The organism is Providencia heimbachae ATCC 35613, from assembly GCF_001655055.1.
In the GTDB taxonomy this organism is placed as follows: domain Bacteria; phylum Pseudomonadota; class Gammaproteobacteria; order Enterobacterales; family Enterobacteriaceae; genus Providencia; species Providencia heimbachae.
On the sequence record NZ_LXEW01000030.1, the window covers coordinates 1 to 16,262 of the forward strand.

The following is a 16,262-nucleotide window of genomic DNA, read 5'->3' on the forward strand; positions in this document are numbered from 1 at the left end:
CTTGCTCAGCTTTCCATCAAATTTAACTTAAACCGCTAGTTTTTGCAGCAATATGAAGCCTTCCGCTTCAAGAACAGGACGTAATGCCTGTGTACTTTCATCCATTAATAAACAATATGCAAAATCTAGCTCATTAGAATGCGTGATTTCTGCTTGGTTATTTATCAGCCATACCGTTCTTCTGGCTATCGCCGAACCTGAATCAATGAATCTTGTTCCATTAGGTAAGACTTTTTCTAGCTCTTCTATTAATAGAGGGAAATGCGTGCAACCTAAAATAACCGTATCCGGTGGCTCAGACATTCTTAGCCACGGTCTTACCGCTTGAGCAACTTCATCTAATAATAACGTTTCGCCATGCAATTTCCTTTCAGCAAGTTGAACTAACTCCGCCGAACCTAATGAAACCACATTGCAATCTGTCGCAAAGCGTTCAATGAGCTCTTTGGTGTATTCTCGATTTACCGTACCTTTTGTTGCTAATAACCCAACAACCCCATTTCGCGTCAGTTTAGTTGCTGGCTTTATTGCTGGTACCACTCCCACCACCGGAAAACTGAAGTGGGCACGGAGATTAGGTAAACTGACGGTACTTGCTGTATTACAAGCGATGATGGTGATAGTGAGTGGATGCTTTTGCGCGACGGCATTAACGATTTGGTAAACCCTATCGATAATGAATTGCTCACTTTTTTCACCATAAGGGAATGCTTCATTGTCGAATACATATATATAGTGCGCATTCGGGATCAATTTTTTGACTTCACGATAAACAGATAACCCGCCCACTCCTGAGTCAAACACAAGAATGGTCGGGCGAATAGATAGGTTGTTATCAGAAGTTGTAGCTTCCTGTAAGGAAATATTCTCTTCCAGCGGTGCGATAACCATACGCGGTCTCATAGTCTTTATCGAACATATTAGCTATTTTACCACGAATTGTGAGATGTGAAGTAACTGGATATGCGGCGGTTAGATCCCAAAGGCTAACGCCGCCGACTTTGATACGTTGACCATTACCCATTTTGTCATAGCGAGACCCTATATATTGATAAGTCAGTCCCATGTCTACGTCATAAATAGCCCAATCAAGTTGGTATTTTACTTGCTGTTTTGCTCTTCTCAGTAAAACTTCATCTTTTTCTTTATCTCTTGGGTCAGTATATTGATAAGTTACTTGATGATGGAATATTCCCGTCTCGACTTCACCAACCCACTCAACTCCTTTAATTTTCGCTTTACCAATATTTTCATAAGTACTAATTGGATAACCATATTTATAGTCAATTAAATTATCGATATCATTATGGTATGCATTAACTTGCCAAAATAATGGTCCTGTCTTACCTTCAAATCCTATTTCCCACTGTTTACTCTCTTCGGGTTTTAAATTTGGGTTACCTACAGTTGTGCCATATATCGATGATGAGTATGCATATAACTGACTTAAATTAGGTGCTTTATAAGCCGTTGCATATGAACCTACAAGTTTATACCCTTCATAAAATTCCCAACTCAATCCTGATTGCCAAGTCGTATGCCAATTAAATTCAGAATGATGGTCTGAACGAACAGCCGCTTCGGCTACCACTGAGTCTATCAATGTATATTGCCCAGTTAAATAAAGTCCTGTGTTATTTAACGTTTGTTTATCACTTATCATTGTATAGCTACTTGGTTCGATGCTCTGACGTTGATAGTCAATACCGGTACTAATATTGCCCTTATCTAGAAGATAATTATTTCCCCACTGAAGATTATATTGCTTAGATTCATCTAAATTCGAGAATGTTCCATACTGGCCATATTTTGGATCATAGTTATAATCTTTTGTTGTGCTGTAACTACCCATCAATGAGGTTGAGTATTTATCATTATGATATTTCAAACCAGTTTCATAGGTACGGCTATATAATTTACGGGTATCAACTTGAGAATCCGCAGATTTATCATAATAAGCGTCATAGTCGGTTCTATTGTCGTATCCATATGCTCTCGCATAAGCCACAATATCTGATGAAAACTGATGTTCAACACCCAACCATAATGATTTACTCAAAAAACCATCTTTATCTGGCTGCACCCTATCACCACTAAATCCCCTAGCCTCAATATCAAACCCTGTTGTATGCATATAAGCAGCCGCAGCCGTCACAGTGGTATTTTCACCGACTTTTTGCTGTGTTGACCCATTATAATTTTGATAGCCATGAGAACCAATGCCTGCATTTAAGGTTGTGCCATCGTCATTACGACGTGTGATAATATTGACCACACCGCCAATAGCATCAGAACCATAAACGGCTGAACGGGCACCGCGAATATATTCAATACGCTGAACCAGTGAAATTGGAATTTGGCTCATATCTGAAGAACCCGAAATACCCGCTTGATTAAGCCGAACCCCATCAATCATAACTAAAACATGCCGCGATTCCGTTCCCCGGATAAATAGCGAGCTTTGTTGCCCCATTCCGCCATTTTGTGCCACATCCACACCTGGCAACCGTCTCAACACATCAATCACGGTATTTGATTGCCAATGGTCAATTTCTTCACGCGTCACAACCGTTACAGGGGCTAATATAGAAGAAAGTGGTTGTTCAAAGCGATTTGCTGAGACAACTAACTCGTCAGACTTATTATTTGCATTTGCACTTGCCAGAGAGGAAATACCACACAACACGGCTATAGCAGCGACCGATAATGGCAGCAACTTTTTATTGTTCATTATTATTACACTCGGAAAATCAATAAAATTAAAATTTCCGCGAGGCCGAATATAAGGTTCGCGCTAATATTCAACGAAGCGATTTGAAACGTGGCAGGTATCGGACTCATAAGTTTACAAGCTTTATTTCTATATTGAATTGAGTGAAAACGAGGCTTGCTATATCCCCTAAATAATTCAAGTTACATGTAGGCGGCAAGCGAAGATATCCCTAGGAGCATACTGGAGTATGTGACTAGGGTAGCTGAGAGATGCCAACACCCATGTAGTTTGAAGTATGACGGGGATATCCTTAATAACCGTTGCGCGTCAGCTTTGGATTCGCACCAAATTCCCTAAAACCACGAACTATTATCCTAAGTTGAATGACGCTCAGTGTCTACGGATGCATAATGAAAACTGGACATCTTCGTCGCTTTCCCTACAATTTCGCCCCTGATACGAATTTTACTGTTTTATGGGGCCTATATCATGCACAACACGTTGCCTACCAAAGATTATGAACTGCAACTGGCAGGAAAAGTTGACCGATTAAAAACGATGATGGCCCCTTATGCAGCGCCTGAACCTGAAATTTTTTCATCACCAAAATCCCATTACCGGATGCGAGCCGAGTTCAGGCTGTGGCATGACAATGATGACCTATTCCATATTATGTTTGATAAAGAAACAAAAGAACGTATCTATATTGATCAGTTTCCTGTGGCTAGCCAATTAATTAATCGAATGATGACTGAGCTTTTGCCATTAATTAAACAAAGTGAACTTCTACGTCATAAACTCTTTCAGGTCGATTACCTCTCAACCTTAAGCAATAAGCTGATAGTCTCTTTGCTGTATCACAAAAAGCTAGGGGAAGAGTGGGAGCTTGAAGCCAAAGAACTAAAAGCGACATTAATTGCCAAAGGTTTTGATGTGCAGGTTATTGGTCGCGCGTCTAAAACAAAAATCATGTTGGATAATGATTATGTGGATGAGGTTTTACCGATTAATGGTAAAGAAATGATTTATCGCCAAGTTGAAAATAGCTTCACTCAACCAAATGCACATGTAAATATTAAAATGTTGGAGTGGGCAATCTCAGCAACCCAAAATTCTACTGGTGATTTATTAGAACTCTATTGTGGCAATGGTAATTTTTCGTTGGCATTAGCTCAAAACTTTAACCGCGTATTAGCCACTGAAATCGCCAAACCGTCGGTATCCGCAGCTCAATATAATATAGAAGCCAACAATATTGATAACGTGCAAATTATCCGAATGTCTGCAGAAGACTTTACTCAAGCGATGCGTGGTGCCCGTGAATTTAGACGTTTAGAAGGAATTAATCTTTCTGATTACCAATGCAATACTATTTTTGTTGACCCCCCTCGTAGTGGGCTAGATGACAAAACAGTGCAGTTAGTACAGGAATACGACAATATCCTTTATATTTCCTGTAACCCTGAAACTTTGTGCGATAATTTAACTACGCTGAATGAAACCCATAAAATAGAAAAATTGGCACTGTTTGATCAGTTCCCTTATACACACCATATGGAAAGCGGCGTTTTACTAACTCGTCGCTAGAAGCTGTTTGCCTTAAAATAAAAATGCCGCAACTCAAAATATGAACTGCGGCATTTTTATTTTTTAGAATTCGACGAAATTAATTTTCAGCCTCTTGTTCCAACGCTAATTCTAATTGTTCTCTTTTACGTGCTTTCCAACTGGTATACATCCATAGAGCTAAAATGACAATCACCGTTGAAGGGATGAAATTGGAGCCAACCTCAGGATGCTGAACGCGTAAAATCGCCGCATAACCAAAAATACCAATAAAGAAACTACCTGCAACAAATTTTGGTAATCCCATCGGCATCGCCTGATGTAAATAACGTTGGTGTAAACAATAAACAGCGAGCACTAAAGCGATGACTGGAAAGATAGAAAATTCGACAAGAGAGTTGAACAATGCAGAGAAAGTTCCATGCGTCGATAGGCCAATCACTAATGCTAGGAGTAATGTACTTCTTTCATAACTTTTGTGATCCATCATTGATTCTCCTTTATTATTTGTTTAGATCTGGGGCAGTTTGATTTTGTTTTTCTTGTTCGCGGCGATACCAGTAATAAGCACCCTTTGCGATCATTCTTAACTGTAGTACCAAGCGTTCTTCAAGGTACTGCCGCTTTTCTTCATCGATATCAAGCGCTTCAGCACCGGCGCTAAATACAATTGTCACCATGGCTTCTGCCTGCATCTCGGTAAAATGGCGTGGCATATGGTTTTCTAACTCAAGGTAATCGGCTAGTTCGGCAATAAAATGCTGGATTTCTCTGGCAACGGCGGCACGAAACTCCGCAGATGTCCCTGAACGCTCACGCAATAATAACCTAAAGGCATTTGGGTTATTACCAATAAACTCCATAAAGGTTGAGATTGATGTACGGATCACACTCCCACCTTTTGCAATACGTTGACGAGCTTGTCGCATAAGCTGACGCAACATAAGCCCACTTTCATCAACCATTGTTAACCCGAGCTCATCGACATCTTTGAAATGACGATAAAATGAAGTGGGTGCAATACCAGCTTCTCGTGCGACTTCTCGTAAGCTAAGACTAGTAAAACTTCGTTCAGCACTTAATTGGCTAAATGCAGCTTCGACGAGCGAACGACGAGTTTTTTCTTTTTGTTTTGCTCTAACGCCAATAGTGTTACTCACGATGTTCCTAATTTCTATGTTATTTATACTCTTAAGGGACCAAATTATGTGGTTGTAAGCGACATGTATTTTGAATCATTTTGAGTATAAACATTAATGAATATACCAATAATAAACATTTTGAATGCAATACTCTCCTTAGCATACCTGAAATTTATTATTCTGGTTCAGGGAAAAGATGACTCTATAGAGCAAATACCTGATTTTCAGATTTTGACTTACTCTCTTTTCGTTCTATAAATGAAAAAATATTCCTCTACCATAGCGTAGCGCCCAAAAATAGATTCACCAAAAATGCACTGTGTTTCTTTTACTGGATTTGAATAGAGACAAGGCGGCAAAATTGCAGCCAACGCTGTATCTATTTGAAAGACGACGAGGATTAGGTTAAATATGCAACTGATGATAAGATAATGTTGTCATTTTGTACTAAAAGCAGGTCTTACCTCATGCAACATACCCATTTTGATGCAATTGTCATTGGTTCTGGTCCTGGTGGTGAAGGTGCCGCTATGGGACTCGTGAAACAAGGAAAAAACGTTGCTGTTATAGAACGTTATAATAATGTCGGCGGTGGCTGTACCCATTGGGGAACCATTCCCTCTAAGTCACTCCGTCACGCGGTTAGTCGAATTATCGAATTTAATCAAAACCCTCTTTATAGTGATAACTCCCGCAGTTTGCGATCGTCTTTTGCTGAAATCCTTACCCATGCTGAAACAGTTATTAGTCAGCAAACGCGTATGCGCCAAGGGTTTTATGAACGTAACGGTTGCCAAATGTTTTCTGGTGAAGCAACTTTTATTGATGACCAGCATGTTAGTGTTCGCTATACCGATGGAAGCTGTGATGTCCTGAGCGCTGATAAAATTATTATCGCCACAGGGTCTCGCCCTTATTGCCCTTCAGATGTCGACTTTAATCATTCCCGAATTTATAACAGTGACACTATTCTTAATCTAACTCATGAACCTCGCCATGTAATTATTTATGGTGCGGGTGTTATTGGTTGTGAATATGCCTCTATATTTCGTGGATTAGGTGTCAAAGTTGATCTTATTAATACTCGAGATCACTTGCTAGCATTTCTTGATCAGGAAATGTCAGACGCCTTGTCGTATCATTTTTGGAATAGTGGCGTTGTTATTCGCCATAATGAAGAATATGAAAAAATCGAAGGGTTAGATGACGGTGTTATTGTTCACCTGAAATCAGGTAAAAAAGTCAAAGCAGATTGCTTACTTTATGCCAACGGCAGAACAGGTAATACCGACGGTATAGGTCTAGCGAATGTCGGTATTGAAGCTGATGGCCGTGGTTTAGTGAAAGTTGATCATGCATATCGAACAACCAATGAGCACATTTATGCGGTCGGCGATGTGATTGGTTACCCAAGCTTAGCTTCTGCTGCTTATGACCAAGGCCGTATCGCTGCACGCGCGATCACTTGCGGTTTAGGTAATGCACACTTAGTTGAAGATATTCCGACGGGAATTTACACCATTCCTGAAATTAGTTCTGTCGGTAAAACTGAGCAGCAATTAACTGCGATGAAAATACCTTATGAAGTAGGTCGTGCCCAATTTAAACATTTAGCACGAGCTCAAATTGCAGGTATGAATGTGGGTAGTTTAAAAATCTTATTCCATCGAGAAACGCTACAAATTCTCGGTATTCACTGTTTTGGTGAAAGAGCGGCAGAAATTATTCATATCGGCCAAGCTATCATGGAGCAAAAAGGTGAAGGGAATACGATCGAGTACTTCGTGAATACAACATTTAACTACCCAACGATGGCGGAAGCCTTTCGCGTTGCAGCATTGAATGGTTTAAATCGATTATTCTAGCTACCTTCAATTAATGGTTGCCGGCACAACTGGCAACCATCATGTTTTTCTTCTTTAATTTGTTTAATTACACCTACATTTTATTTTTATAGTAATTATCCATCGAATTATAGATAGTTTCTGCTAATTGTTCGTAACGACCACGTAATGGTGAGCCTGGGCGGTAAACTAAGACAACGGTGCGTTTGGGTTCAGGTTCAATGCAGTTTAAATAACAAACCCCATCACGACATGCTTCATTTGGCACAGCCAAGTCAGGTAATAATGTAATTCCACTTCCCGCTGCAACCATATTCCTCAACGTTTCTAAGCTCGTTGCTCTGAAATGTGTATCCTCTTTTGCCCCAGCTTGAAAACAAAAACCCATTGCTTGGTCACGTAAACAGTGACCATCTTCCAACATTAATAGCTTTTCGCCCGCTAATTCGCCCATTTCAACCGTGTGGCGGTCATGCCACGGATGGCTTTCATAAATAGCCAACTTCATTGGCTCTTCAAATAAAGGCACGACAATAAAAGGTGCCGTTTCTTTTACTTCCGCAAGGATTGCACAATCTAATTTACCGCTATCTAACTGAGCCAATAATTGTTGGGTTTGTGCCTCATGTAGATATATTTCAAGCTTTGGATGAGCTTGGTGTAATTGAGGAATAATATGCGGTAATAAATAAGGGGCAACCGTCGGAATTAACCCAATATGCAAAGGGCCAGACATGCTTTCACCTTGTAATGCTGCCATTTCTTGCAATACTTTAATTTCACGCAAAATTGTTCTGGCTTGTTCAACAAGTAATAAACCTTGCTGGGTAAAAAGAACTTTACGGCTTGTTCTTTCTAAAAGCATTACACCTAATTCATCTTCTAACTTACGAATTTGACCACTTAATGTCGGTTGACTTACATGGCAAGAGTCAGCTGCACGTCTAAAGTGTTTATGTTCGGCAAGTGCAACTAGGTACTCCAAGTCTCGAATGTTCATATCTCTTTTCCTTTGGTCAATTCTTGGGTAAACTCTATTCAAGATAGATAATACCAATCACTATAGCGATATTGTATTGTTTTATCTATTGATATGTTGATAAAAGTACCTAAAGTGATACCTTAAATAGAATTAATAGCCACCATTTGAAACAAATTGTAATATTTAGAAACAAAATGTATCAGCTTGAATTGTTCATAAATAACATTTCGTCATCAAATATATAAATTTTATTTAACATATATAAGGTAAGTATAATCGCACGGTTAGAATTAAAAAATTTTTATGGCAGCAATAAACTAATTACCTATTTTTAAGTGACATGAGCGATGTGAATCATAAAATAAAAAAAATTATAAAAGGTTCGATTTAAATAAACGATAACCATTAAAATAATCTACACACTCACTTTCAGTTAATATCACTAAAATTATCAATTTAACAAAGTTTTATACATATTTATTCACACTTCAATTATTCCATTCCCAAGCATTTTTATATTATAATTTACGTAGAGAAAAATAAAAAATTCCAATTAAATCATGCAACTTTATGATTTCATCAATTTAGCGGATTCCGAAAAGCTCTTTCACTCACAATGATCTAGCACAGGAGAAAACGCTATGCGCACCACCAAAACTGTCCACTTCCATTCACTCTTTACCAAGTTATCGGTATTAACACTTGTATCATTATTATCTCTAAGCCCATATGCAGCATCTAAAGAATATTCGGGGACAGTTACTTTCACTGGAAATATCGTTCATACACCATGTTTAATTCATCAGGAAACTACTGAGGATCTACGATTCTCTTGCCTAGATAATCACGCGAACATGCAAACAAGTTATATTGATACTAGCACGCTTATGAATACGACTAAGAAAGCAATGCTCTCAAACCAGCTAGGAAGCTATGAAGTTGAGTGGGTCAAGAACGACCACAATAAAGGACTCGTAAAAATCCAATACCAATAGTCTGAGTAAAAGAGTTTGCTACTTATAGGGGATTCATCAATAAGAATCCCCTTTTATCAAAAATACGCATCAAGTGTGTTTAATTGAATTCAATGTTACATTTTTTAATATATTTTTAATATATTTTTAATTTTCACTATTGATATATAACTATAGCGTGAGGAACATGACTATATTCGATTGTTCTAATCAATTACTGAAACATTTTGTTATATTTCCTTTCACTTATAATTAAACTTTGTAAGTTTTTATATAAAAGTAAATAAAAAATCGTAAAGTAATTTTGTTAATACCAACCAAAATCACGGCTACAAACCCCTAACCTAATAAGACAACCTGGTAGATTAATCTAATAAAACCGTATTAAAAACCTCAAACTCGGGGTATTTAGTGTCAATTACACAGATTAATCAGCATATTACTTCATCTGGCTTTGGGTTAATCCTTCATGAAAATTCAATTACATTCACAAGTTTTCTTTATATTTTAATACATTTCCTTGTTAAGATTTACACCTTAAACGGGATTTTGCCTTTATAATCCATCCCATCAAAAGCACTACGATAATTTAATTCGCCTTACCTTAATAACTAGATTCAGAAACTTAAAGTTTTTTACTTAAAACACACAGCAAGTTGATTATTCAAAATCAGCGATAGGATACTATTATGAAAAATTTATTATCAATGACTAAAAAAGTATTTATTATTTCATTAACTGCATTATTATTAATTCCTGTACTTAGCACAATGAGTGCTCATGCAGAAACTAACCAACACTCGGGAACGATTAACTTTAGCGGGTCAATTGTTCATCCACCGTGCTTCAATGAAATTAATGAGCAAAAAATTACACTAAACTGTCTTAATGACAAAGCAGATATGACGAGTAGCCATTTAGATCTTAATCATGTAACGAAGACTGAAGGTTGGAAAGTGATTAATGATGGACGAGGTGAGTATACTTATAACTGGGTCAATGAAGAGCAAAAATTAGGTATGTTAACGATTAAATATATCTAAAAAACTCGTGTTATGGGAATTGGGGTAGCATCGCTACCCCCCATTTTTTCTAGCGACAATCAATTACATCCCTAAGCGACTTTTCGCATCCTCAATCGCTTTTGCAACCTGCTTCTGTGATACCCCACCCTTCGCAAGTCTTTTATCTAAACAGGACTGCAGCGATAAAATTTCATACACATCAAGCTCGATAGTCTCACTGAATTTTTGTAAATCACTTAATGCCATTTCTTCTAATGCTTTTCCTTGGCCTATCGCAGTAACAACGGCTTCGCCCACAATATGGTGCGCTTCACGAAATGGAACACCCTTGGCCACTAAATAATCCGCCAGTTCAGTAGCATTTGCGTAGCCTTGTTTCGCGGCTTCTTCACAGCGCCCACGACGCAGTTGAATACCCTCCAAAACTAAAGCGGCCATATGCATACAATCTAACCAAGTATCAAGGGCATCAAATAACCCCTCTTTGTCTTCTTGCATATCTTTGTTATAAGCCAGTGGCAACCCTTTAAGGGTCATCATCATGCCGGTAAGCGCACCTTGTACACGCCCACATTTGCCACGAATAAGCTCCAATGCATCGGGATTTTTCTTTTGCGGCATCAATGAAGAACCCGAGGTTACTTTGTCCGAAAGCTCAACAAACCCTGCTTCACCGCTATTAAAGAAAATTAAATCTTCAGCAAAACGTGATAAATGCACCATCCCAATACTGGCGTCAGATAACAGCTCAAGGACATGGTCTCTGTCAGAAACGGTATCAAGGCTGTTACGTGTTGCCGATGAAAAACCTAACCATGATGCGAGTTGATCACGATCGATATCATAAGCTGTTCCTGCTAAAGCGCCACAACCTAACGGGCTGACATCCAAACGTTTGAGGGTATCTTGCAAACGGCTTTCATCACGGGATAGCATTTCACTGTAAGCCAAGCACCAATGTGCAAAAGTAACCGGCTGAGCGCGTTGTAAATGTGTATAACCTGGCATCACCGCATCTTGATTATTTTCAGCGGTGATCACTAATGCTTTTTGTAGTTCGCTTACCGCTTCAAGTAACAGCGCTACCTGATCTTTACACCACAATTTTAAGTCAGTCGCGACTTGGTCATTACGGCTACGACCGGTATGCAATTTCTTACCTAAATCACCAACTTTATCAATCAGTTTGCCTTCAACCCAGCTATGGATATCTTCTGCGTCACTTTGCAATACAATCTCAGGATTATCTTGCACTTCTTTCAATAGGGCATTTAATGCCTGCTCCAGAGATTGTTGTTCATCTTGAGACAAAACACCCACGGTGACCAACGCTTTTGACCACGCCACTGAGCCGATAATGTCTTGTTGCGCTAAGCGATAATCAAAACGCAATGAATCATTAAATTGTTTAAACCGCTGATCGGCTTGTTGACTAAAACGTCCACCCCAAAGTGCCATAACTGATCCCTACCTGATTGATAAAATAAGTTTTGCGCCCGACAGCGAAACTCACTGTCGGGGTATTACACGAATAGATTTACTTCGCTTTGTTTTGCTCTTTCAACGCACGGATACGTGAAGACAATGAATATAAACGAATAAAACCACCAGCATGGCTGTGATCGTAAACTTCATCTTCACCAAAGGTGGCGAATTCTTCAGAGTACAAGCTTTTATCTGCTTTTTTCTGAATCGCACTGACTTGGCCTTTATACAGTTTCAGAACAACTTCACCGGTAACATCTTGCGCTAATGATTCCGCAGCGGCTTGTAATGAATGACGTAAAGGCGCAAACCAGCGTCCGTCATACACCACATATGACATTTCAAGACCTAGCTGCTCACGCCATTTAAAGCAATCACGGTCTAAAACGAGTTGCTCTACGCCACGTAGTGCCGCCATCATGATAGTGCCGCCGGGGGTTTCATAACAACCACGTGATTTCATACCCACTAAACGGTTTTCAACGATATCGATACGACCTACACCGTGTTTTGCGCCTAATGTATTTAATGTTTCTAAACAACCGAGTGGAGACAATGTTTTACCGTTAACAGAAACAACTTCGCCGTGTTTCACGCCGACCGTAACCAATTCAGCTTCATCAGGTGCATTTTGTGGATCAACGGTCCATACCCAGCAATCTTGGTTAGCCGCATTCCACGTACTTTCTAATACACCGCCTTCTGTTGAGATATGCCATGCGTTTTCATCACGGCTATAAATTTTTTCAAGACTTGCGGTGGTTGGAATATTACGCTCTTTTAAGTAATCAAGCAGCGCTTCACGGGAACGCAAATCCCACTCACGCCATGGAGCCACAACTTGCAGCTGTGGTGCCAGTGCGGTGTAAGTGCTTTCGAAACGGACTTGGTCATTACCTTTACCCGTTGCGCCATGCGCTACCGCATCTGCGCCCACTTTTAATGCAAGCTCAACTTGCGCTTTCGCAATAATAGGGCGGGCCATCGACGTTCCCAACAAATAACTGCCTTCATACAAAGCGCCCGTTTTCAGTACCGGATAAATATAGTCTTTGATGAATTCTTCACGTAAATCAGCAATGTAACATTCAGATGCACCGGATTGCAGCGCTTTTTGCTCTACGCCAACCAACTCTTCTCTGTCTTGCCCCACGTCAGCAACAAATGCGATAACTTCGCAGTCGTCATAGTTTTCTTTCAACCATGGAATAATTGCTGATGTATCTAGACCACCTGAGTATGCTAATACAATCTTTTTAATGCCCTTTTTCATAACGTACCTATCCCGCTTAATTAATATTTAATTCCATGGCTCAATTAAGATGCCAAGATCCTTGTTCCTATTGCCGTTCCATTGAACAGCTCAGGAAGTTGTTCTGCATGACGCCAACTCGCAATATCCACTGGGCGTCGCAATGTAGTCGCTGCATCTAAGGCCGCGTTTACCTTCACTATCATTCCATCGGTGATAATGCCTTGTTCAATCAATTTTTGGGCTTTTTGGGTGGTCATCTCATCAATTTTTTGACCTTTGCCATCCAAAATACCGCTCACATCCGATAACAAAACAAGGTCTGCATCCAGTGCTTGCGCAATCGCCGTCGCAGCTTGGTCGGCATTAACATTCATCAATTCCCCTTCTGGCGTGATACCGATGGAACTGATAATGGGTAAATACCCTGCACTCAGTAATAATTTGAGTAACTTTGCATCTCCCGGCTTAGCATTACCAACATGACCGAGCTCATCATTCAATTTAGTCACAACTGCACTTTGCCCATCACCTAAAGATAGCCCAACCGCGTGTAACTTAAATTTTATTGCCCACGCTAAGAGTGTCTTATTTGCGGTGCCTGCAAGTGCTCCTGTGATGATGTCGATTTGATCAGCTGGAGTGACGCGTAACCCTTGCTTTTTGACAACTGGTAATTGCAACTTTTGCATCAGCTCATCAACCAAGCAACCACCGCCATGAACAATGACTAGCTCACGCTGATGAACCTGACGATAACGTTGAATGGCAGTAAATAATCTTTCCAGTGCTTCTTCGCTATCGAGTAACACGCCACCTAATTTAATCACTAAGGGTTGCATGGGGTTTTGTCCTTAATAAAATTTTTTGCCCACAAGAGCATTAAAGTAATGACTCTGTTTCATCAAAACCGAAACGAATATTCATGCACTGAACGGCTTGCGCTGCGGCCCCTTTCAATAAATTATCTTCTGTGCCGACTAAAATCAGGTGCTCACCTTTCAATGCAAAACCAATATCGCAAAACGGTGTACCGACGACTGATTTCAATGCCGGAATGCCTTTATCATATAAACGTACTAACGGTTTATTCTGATAGGCTTGTTTAAACGTTTGGCTAATTTGTTCTGCGGTAACGCCTGATTTCACTTTACACGTAATTGTCGCCAGTATACCCCGGGCAAAATTACCTAGATGAGGGGTGAAAATGACGTCTCTACCCAAGTGTGTCGCAATTTCAGGTTGATGACGATGAGTGAAAAGCCCATAAGGCTGTAAGCTCACTTCACAAAAGCTGTTAGCCATCGATGCCTTACGTCCTGCGCCTGAAACACCGCTGGTAGCATTAATGACTGGCCACATGTTTTCATCGAGTAAATCAGCGTCAATCAAAGGCTTAAGTGCGAGTTGTGAAACGGTTGGGTAACATCCTGGCACTGCAATCAGCTGTGCTTGGCTAATTTTATCTGCTTGCCACTCAGCCAAACCGTACACTGCTTGCATTAGCCATTGTGTATTTGTATGTTCGAAGCCATAGTATTGAGGATAAAAAGCCGCATCTTGTACACGATAAGCGCCAGAAAGGTCGAATACCACGCAACCTGCTTCAAGAAACTGAGGGGCGATGTCATGGCTAACTTCATGAGCGGTTGCAAGAAATACAATATCAATCCCCTTTGTCGCCGCAGCCACATCGGTTAATGGTTGTACTGGAAGGTCAATGACCCCTTTATACTGAGGATGTAAGTCAGCAAAGCATTTACCCGCATCCACACTTTGTGCTGAAACCATCAGTCCTTGAAGGTTTATTTTAGGGTGACGTTGTAAATAAGCAGCTAATTCCGCTCCAGTATAGCCACTGGCTCCGATAATGATTGCGTTCAACATAAGTATTCTACCTTGTACTCGTGACCCAAATAGTTGAATGTGTATTTTTATTCATATAAAGTGAATGAATATTGATACTATTAAGCATAAAGGCTGTCAACAGTGAATATTAAATTACCTGCATTTATTGAGATTTATCGTCAATTAATTGCCACTCCGTCGATTAGTGCGACTGATTCTCATCTTGATCAGAGCAATAAAGCCCTTATTGAATTATTAGGGGGATGGTTTGAGACGCTTGGATTTTCAGTCAATATCCAACCCGTCCCTGAAACTCGAGATAAATATAATCTTCTCGCCTCTATTGGCGGAGGAAATGGTGGGTTGATGCTTTGTGGTCATACCGATACCGTACCATTTGATGATGGCCGCTGGAGCAAAAACCCCTTTGAGCTCACAGAGCACGATGGCAAGTTGTATGGCTTGGGTACTGCCGATATGAAAGGCTTTTTTGCTTTTATTCTCGATGCATTGCGCGACCTAGATTTAACCAAACTCAAGCACCCTCTTCATATATTAGCCACTGCGGATGAAGAAACATCCATGGCTGGTGCCCGCTATTTTGCAGCGAATACCACGCTACGGCCAGATTTTGCCATTATCGGTGAGCCAACTTCACTACAACCTATTCGTGCACACAAAGGCCATATCTCCAATGCGATCCGCATAACGGGTCAGTCAGGTCATTCAAGTGATCCTGATCGCGGTGTCAATGCCATTGAATTAATGCATGAGTCTATTTCGCATTTAATGGCTTTGCGAAACACCCTCAAAGAGCGTTTTAATAATCCGGCGTTTATGATCCCTTATCCCACCATGAACTTTGGTCATATTCATGGTGGGGATGCCGCAAACCGAATTTGTGGATGCTGTGAATTACATATGGATATCCGCCCATTGCCGGGACTGACATTGCAAGATTTGGATGAGCTATTAAATGAGGCTCTTGAACCCGTAAAAACCAAATGGCCCGGCAGGTTAGCAATCGAATCGATGCATCCACCAATCCCAGGTTATGAATGCCCAACAGACCATAAAATGGTTGCCGTCATAGAGCAATTATTAGGTCAGAAAGCGGATACTGTGAATTATTGCACCGAAGCCCCCTTTATTCAGGCGCTGTGTCCTACCCTTGTTTTAGGCCCAGGTTCAATAGAGCAAGCTCATCAGCCTGATGAGTTTATTGATATGCGATTTATTGAGCCAACCCGTCAGCTCATTAGTCAGATGGTCGAGCATTTCTGTTTAACGGAATAATCCCTCCTCTTTAAGCATGGGCTCTGACTGAGTCCGTGCTTTTCATCATGAATATTTTTCATTTCGCTGTTGAAAATTCATCAGACTCGTATTTGATTTAAGTGTTGACTCTAAATAAATATCCGGTAATCTCTA

General features: G+C 40.2%; 14 protein-coding genes and 1 riboswitch. Of the genes, 5 read left to right on the plus strand and 9 right to left on the minus strand.

Annotated elements, in window-relative coordinates:
* Positions 1–27 precede the first annotated feature (27 nt).
* Both murI and btuB read right to left on the minus strand, forming a co-directional pair.
* On the minus strand, positions 28–891 hold the full coding sequence (gene murI, locus M998_RS09860; RefSeq protein WP_068908638.1) for a glutamate racemase: 864 nt from the start codon (positions 889–891) through the stop codon (positions 28–30).
* On the minus strand, positions 836–2,731 hold the full coding sequence (gene btuB, locus M998_RS09865; RefSeq protein WP_068908639.1) for a TonB-dependent vitamin B12 receptor BtuB: 1,896 nt from the start codon (positions 2,729–2,731) through the stop codon (positions 836–838). Before btuB ends, murI begins: the two co-directional genes overlap by 56 nt.
* A gap of 75 nt (positions 2,732–2,806) precedes the next feature.
* Positions 2,807–3,092, minus strand: a riboswitch (cobalamin riboswitch).
* A gap of 110 nt (positions 3,093–3,202) precedes the next feature.
* Here btuB and trmA point away from each other — a divergent pair.
* A complete protein-coding gene (gene trmA, locus M998_RS09870; protein WP_068908641.1) occupies positions 3,203–4,300 on the plus strand; it encodes a tRNA (uridine(54)-C5)-methyltransferase TrmA in 1,098 nt (365 codons plus the stop codon).
* Between the two features lie 79 nt (positions 4,301–4,379).
* On the opposite strand, the gene M998_RS09875 is transcribed toward trmA, so the two are convergent.
* Both M998_RS09875 and fabR read right to left on the minus strand, forming a co-directional pair.
* Complete coding sequence (locus tag M998_RS09875) at positions 4,380–4,769, minus strand: YijD family membrane protein (protein WP_068438270.1); 390 nt, start codon at positions 4,767–4,769, stop codon at positions 4,380–4,382.
* 13 nt (positions 4,770–4,782) lie between these two features.
* A complete protein-coding gene (fabR, locus tag M998_RS09880; RefSeq protein ID WP_068438267.1) occupies positions 4,783–5,439 on the minus strand; it encodes an HTH-type transcriptional repressor FabR in 657 nt (218 codons plus the stop codon).
* A 449-nt stretch (positions 5,440–5,888) separates the two neighbouring features.
* Here fabR and sthA point away from each other — a divergent pair, with 449 nt between their 5' ends.
* Positions 5,889–7,286 (plus strand): Si-specific NAD(P)(+) transhydrogenase, encoded by a 1,398-nt coding sequence (gene sthA / locus M998_RS09885; protein ID WP_068438264.1) that lies wholly within the window; start codon positions 5,889–5,891, stop codon positions 7,284–7,286.
* 73 nt (positions 7,287–7,359) lie between these two features.
* Here sthA and oxyR read toward each other — a convergent pair whose 3' ends face one another.
* The gene (oxyR, locus tag M998_RS09890; RefSeq protein WP_068438261.1) at positions 7,360–8,265 is read right to left on the minus strand and encodes a DNA-binding transcriptional regulator OxyR; all 906 of its coding nucleotides are present in this window, start codon (positions 8,263–8,265) and stop codon (positions 7,360–7,362) included.
* Between the two features lie 623 nt (positions 8,266–8,888).
* Between oxyR and M998_RS20215 the strand changes: the two genes are divergently transcribed.
* The gene (locus M998_RS20215; protein WP_068908643.1) at positions 8,889–9,242 is read left to right on the plus strand and encodes a YmdA family protein; all 354 of its coding nucleotides are present in this window, start codon (positions 8,889–8,891) and stop codon (positions 9,240–9,242) included.
* Between the two features lie 668 nt (positions 9,243–9,910).
* Positions 9,911–10,264: a YmdA family protein gene (locus M998_RS09900; protein WP_068908645.1), complete on the plus strand. Its 354-nt coding sequence runs from the start codon at positions 9,911–9,913 to the stop codon at positions 10,262–10,264.
* Between the two features lie 63 nt (positions 10,265–10,327).
* Here the strand turns inward: M998_RS09900 and argH are convergent, their stop codons facing one another.
* The 4 genes from argH to argC all read right to left on the minus strand — a co-directional run bounded on the left by argH (position 10,328) and on the right by argC (position 14,870).
* Positions 10,328–11,704 carry an argininosuccinate lyase gene (argH, locus tag M998_RS09905; RefSeq protein ID WP_068908646.1) on the minus strand — a complete coding sequence of 459 codons (1,377 nt, stop codon included), beginning with the start codon at positions 11,702–11,704 and terminating at the stop codon, positions 10,328–10,330.
* A 79-nt stretch (positions 11,705–11,783) separates the two neighbouring features.
* Positions 11,784–13,004: an argininosuccinate synthase gene (locus M998_RS09910; protein ID WP_068438249.1), complete on the minus strand. Its 1,221-nt coding sequence runs from the start codon at positions 13,002–13,004 to the stop codon at positions 11,784–11,786.
* A 44-nt stretch (positions 13,005–13,048) separates the two neighbouring features.
* Positions 13,049–13,825, minus strand: a complete 777-nt coding sequence (argB, locus tag M998_RS09915; RefSeq protein WP_068908648.1) for an acetylglutamate kinase — start codon at positions 13,823–13,825, stop codon at positions 13,049–13,051.
* 40 nt (positions 13,826–13,865) lie between these two features.
* Complete coding sequence (gene argC, locus M998_RS09920) at positions 13,866–14,870, minus strand: N-acetyl-gamma-glutamyl-phosphate reductase (RefSeq protein ID WP_068438243.1); 1,005 nt, start codon at positions 14,868–14,870, stop codon at positions 13,866–13,868.
* 102 nt (positions 14,871–14,972) lie between these two features.
* Here argC and argE point away from each other — a divergent pair, with 102 nt between their 5' ends.
* Positions 14,973–16,127: an acetylornithine deacetylase gene (gene argE, locus M998_RS09925; protein WP_068908650.1), complete on the plus strand. Its 1,155-nt coding sequence runs from the start codon at positions 14,973–14,975 to the stop codon at positions 16,125–16,127.
* The last annotated feature ends 135 nt before the right edge of the window (positions 16,128–16,262 follow it).

Excerpts from the sequence above, each read along its gene's own strand:
- murI (WP_068908638.1), bottom strand. The coding sequence starts at position 891 with ATGGTTATCGCACCGCTGGAAGAGAATATTTCCTTACAGGAAGCTACA.
- btuB (WP_068908639.1), bottom strand. The coding sequence starts at position 2,731 with ATGAACAATAAAAAGTTGCTGCCATTATCGGTCGCTGCTATAGCCGTG.
- trmA (WP_068908641.1), top strand. The coding sequence starts at position 3,203 with ATGCACAACACGTTGCCTACCAAAGATTATGAACTGCAACTGGCAGGA.
- M998_RS09875 (WP_068438270.1), bottom strand. The coding sequence starts at position 4,769 with ATGATGGATCACAAAAGTTATGAAAGAAGTACATTACTCCTAGCATTA.
- sthA (WP_068438264.1), top strand. The coding sequence starts at position 5,889 with ATGCAACATACCCATTTTGATGCAATTGTCATTGGTTCTGGTCCTGGT.
- oxyR (WP_068438261.1), bottom strand. The coding sequence starts at position 8,265 with ATGAACATTCGAGACTTGGAGTACCTAGTTGCACTTGCCGAACATAAA.
- M998_RS20215 (WP_068908643.1), top strand. The coding sequence starts at position 8,889 with ATGCGCACCACCAAAACTGTCCACTTCCATTCACTCTTTACCAAGTTA.
- M998_RS09900 (WP_068908645.1), top strand. The coding sequence starts at position 9,911 with ATGAAAAATTTATTATCAATGACTAAAAAAGTATTTATTATTTCATTA.
- argH (WP_068908646.1), bottom strand. The coding sequence starts at position 11,704 with ATGGCACTTTGGGGTGGACGTTTTAGTCAACAAGCCGATCAGCGGTTT.
- M998_RS09910 (WP_068438249.1), bottom strand. The coding sequence starts at position 13,004 with ATGAAAAAGGGCATTAAAAAGATTGTATTAGCATACTCAGGTGGTCTA.
- argB (WP_068908648.1), bottom strand. The coding sequence starts at position 13,825 with ATGCAACCCTTAGTGATTAAATTAGGTGGCGTGTTACTCGATAGCGAA.
- argC (WP_068438243.1), bottom strand. The coding sequence starts at position 14,870 with ATGTTGAACGCAATCATTATCGGAGCCAGTGGCTATACTGGAGCGGAA.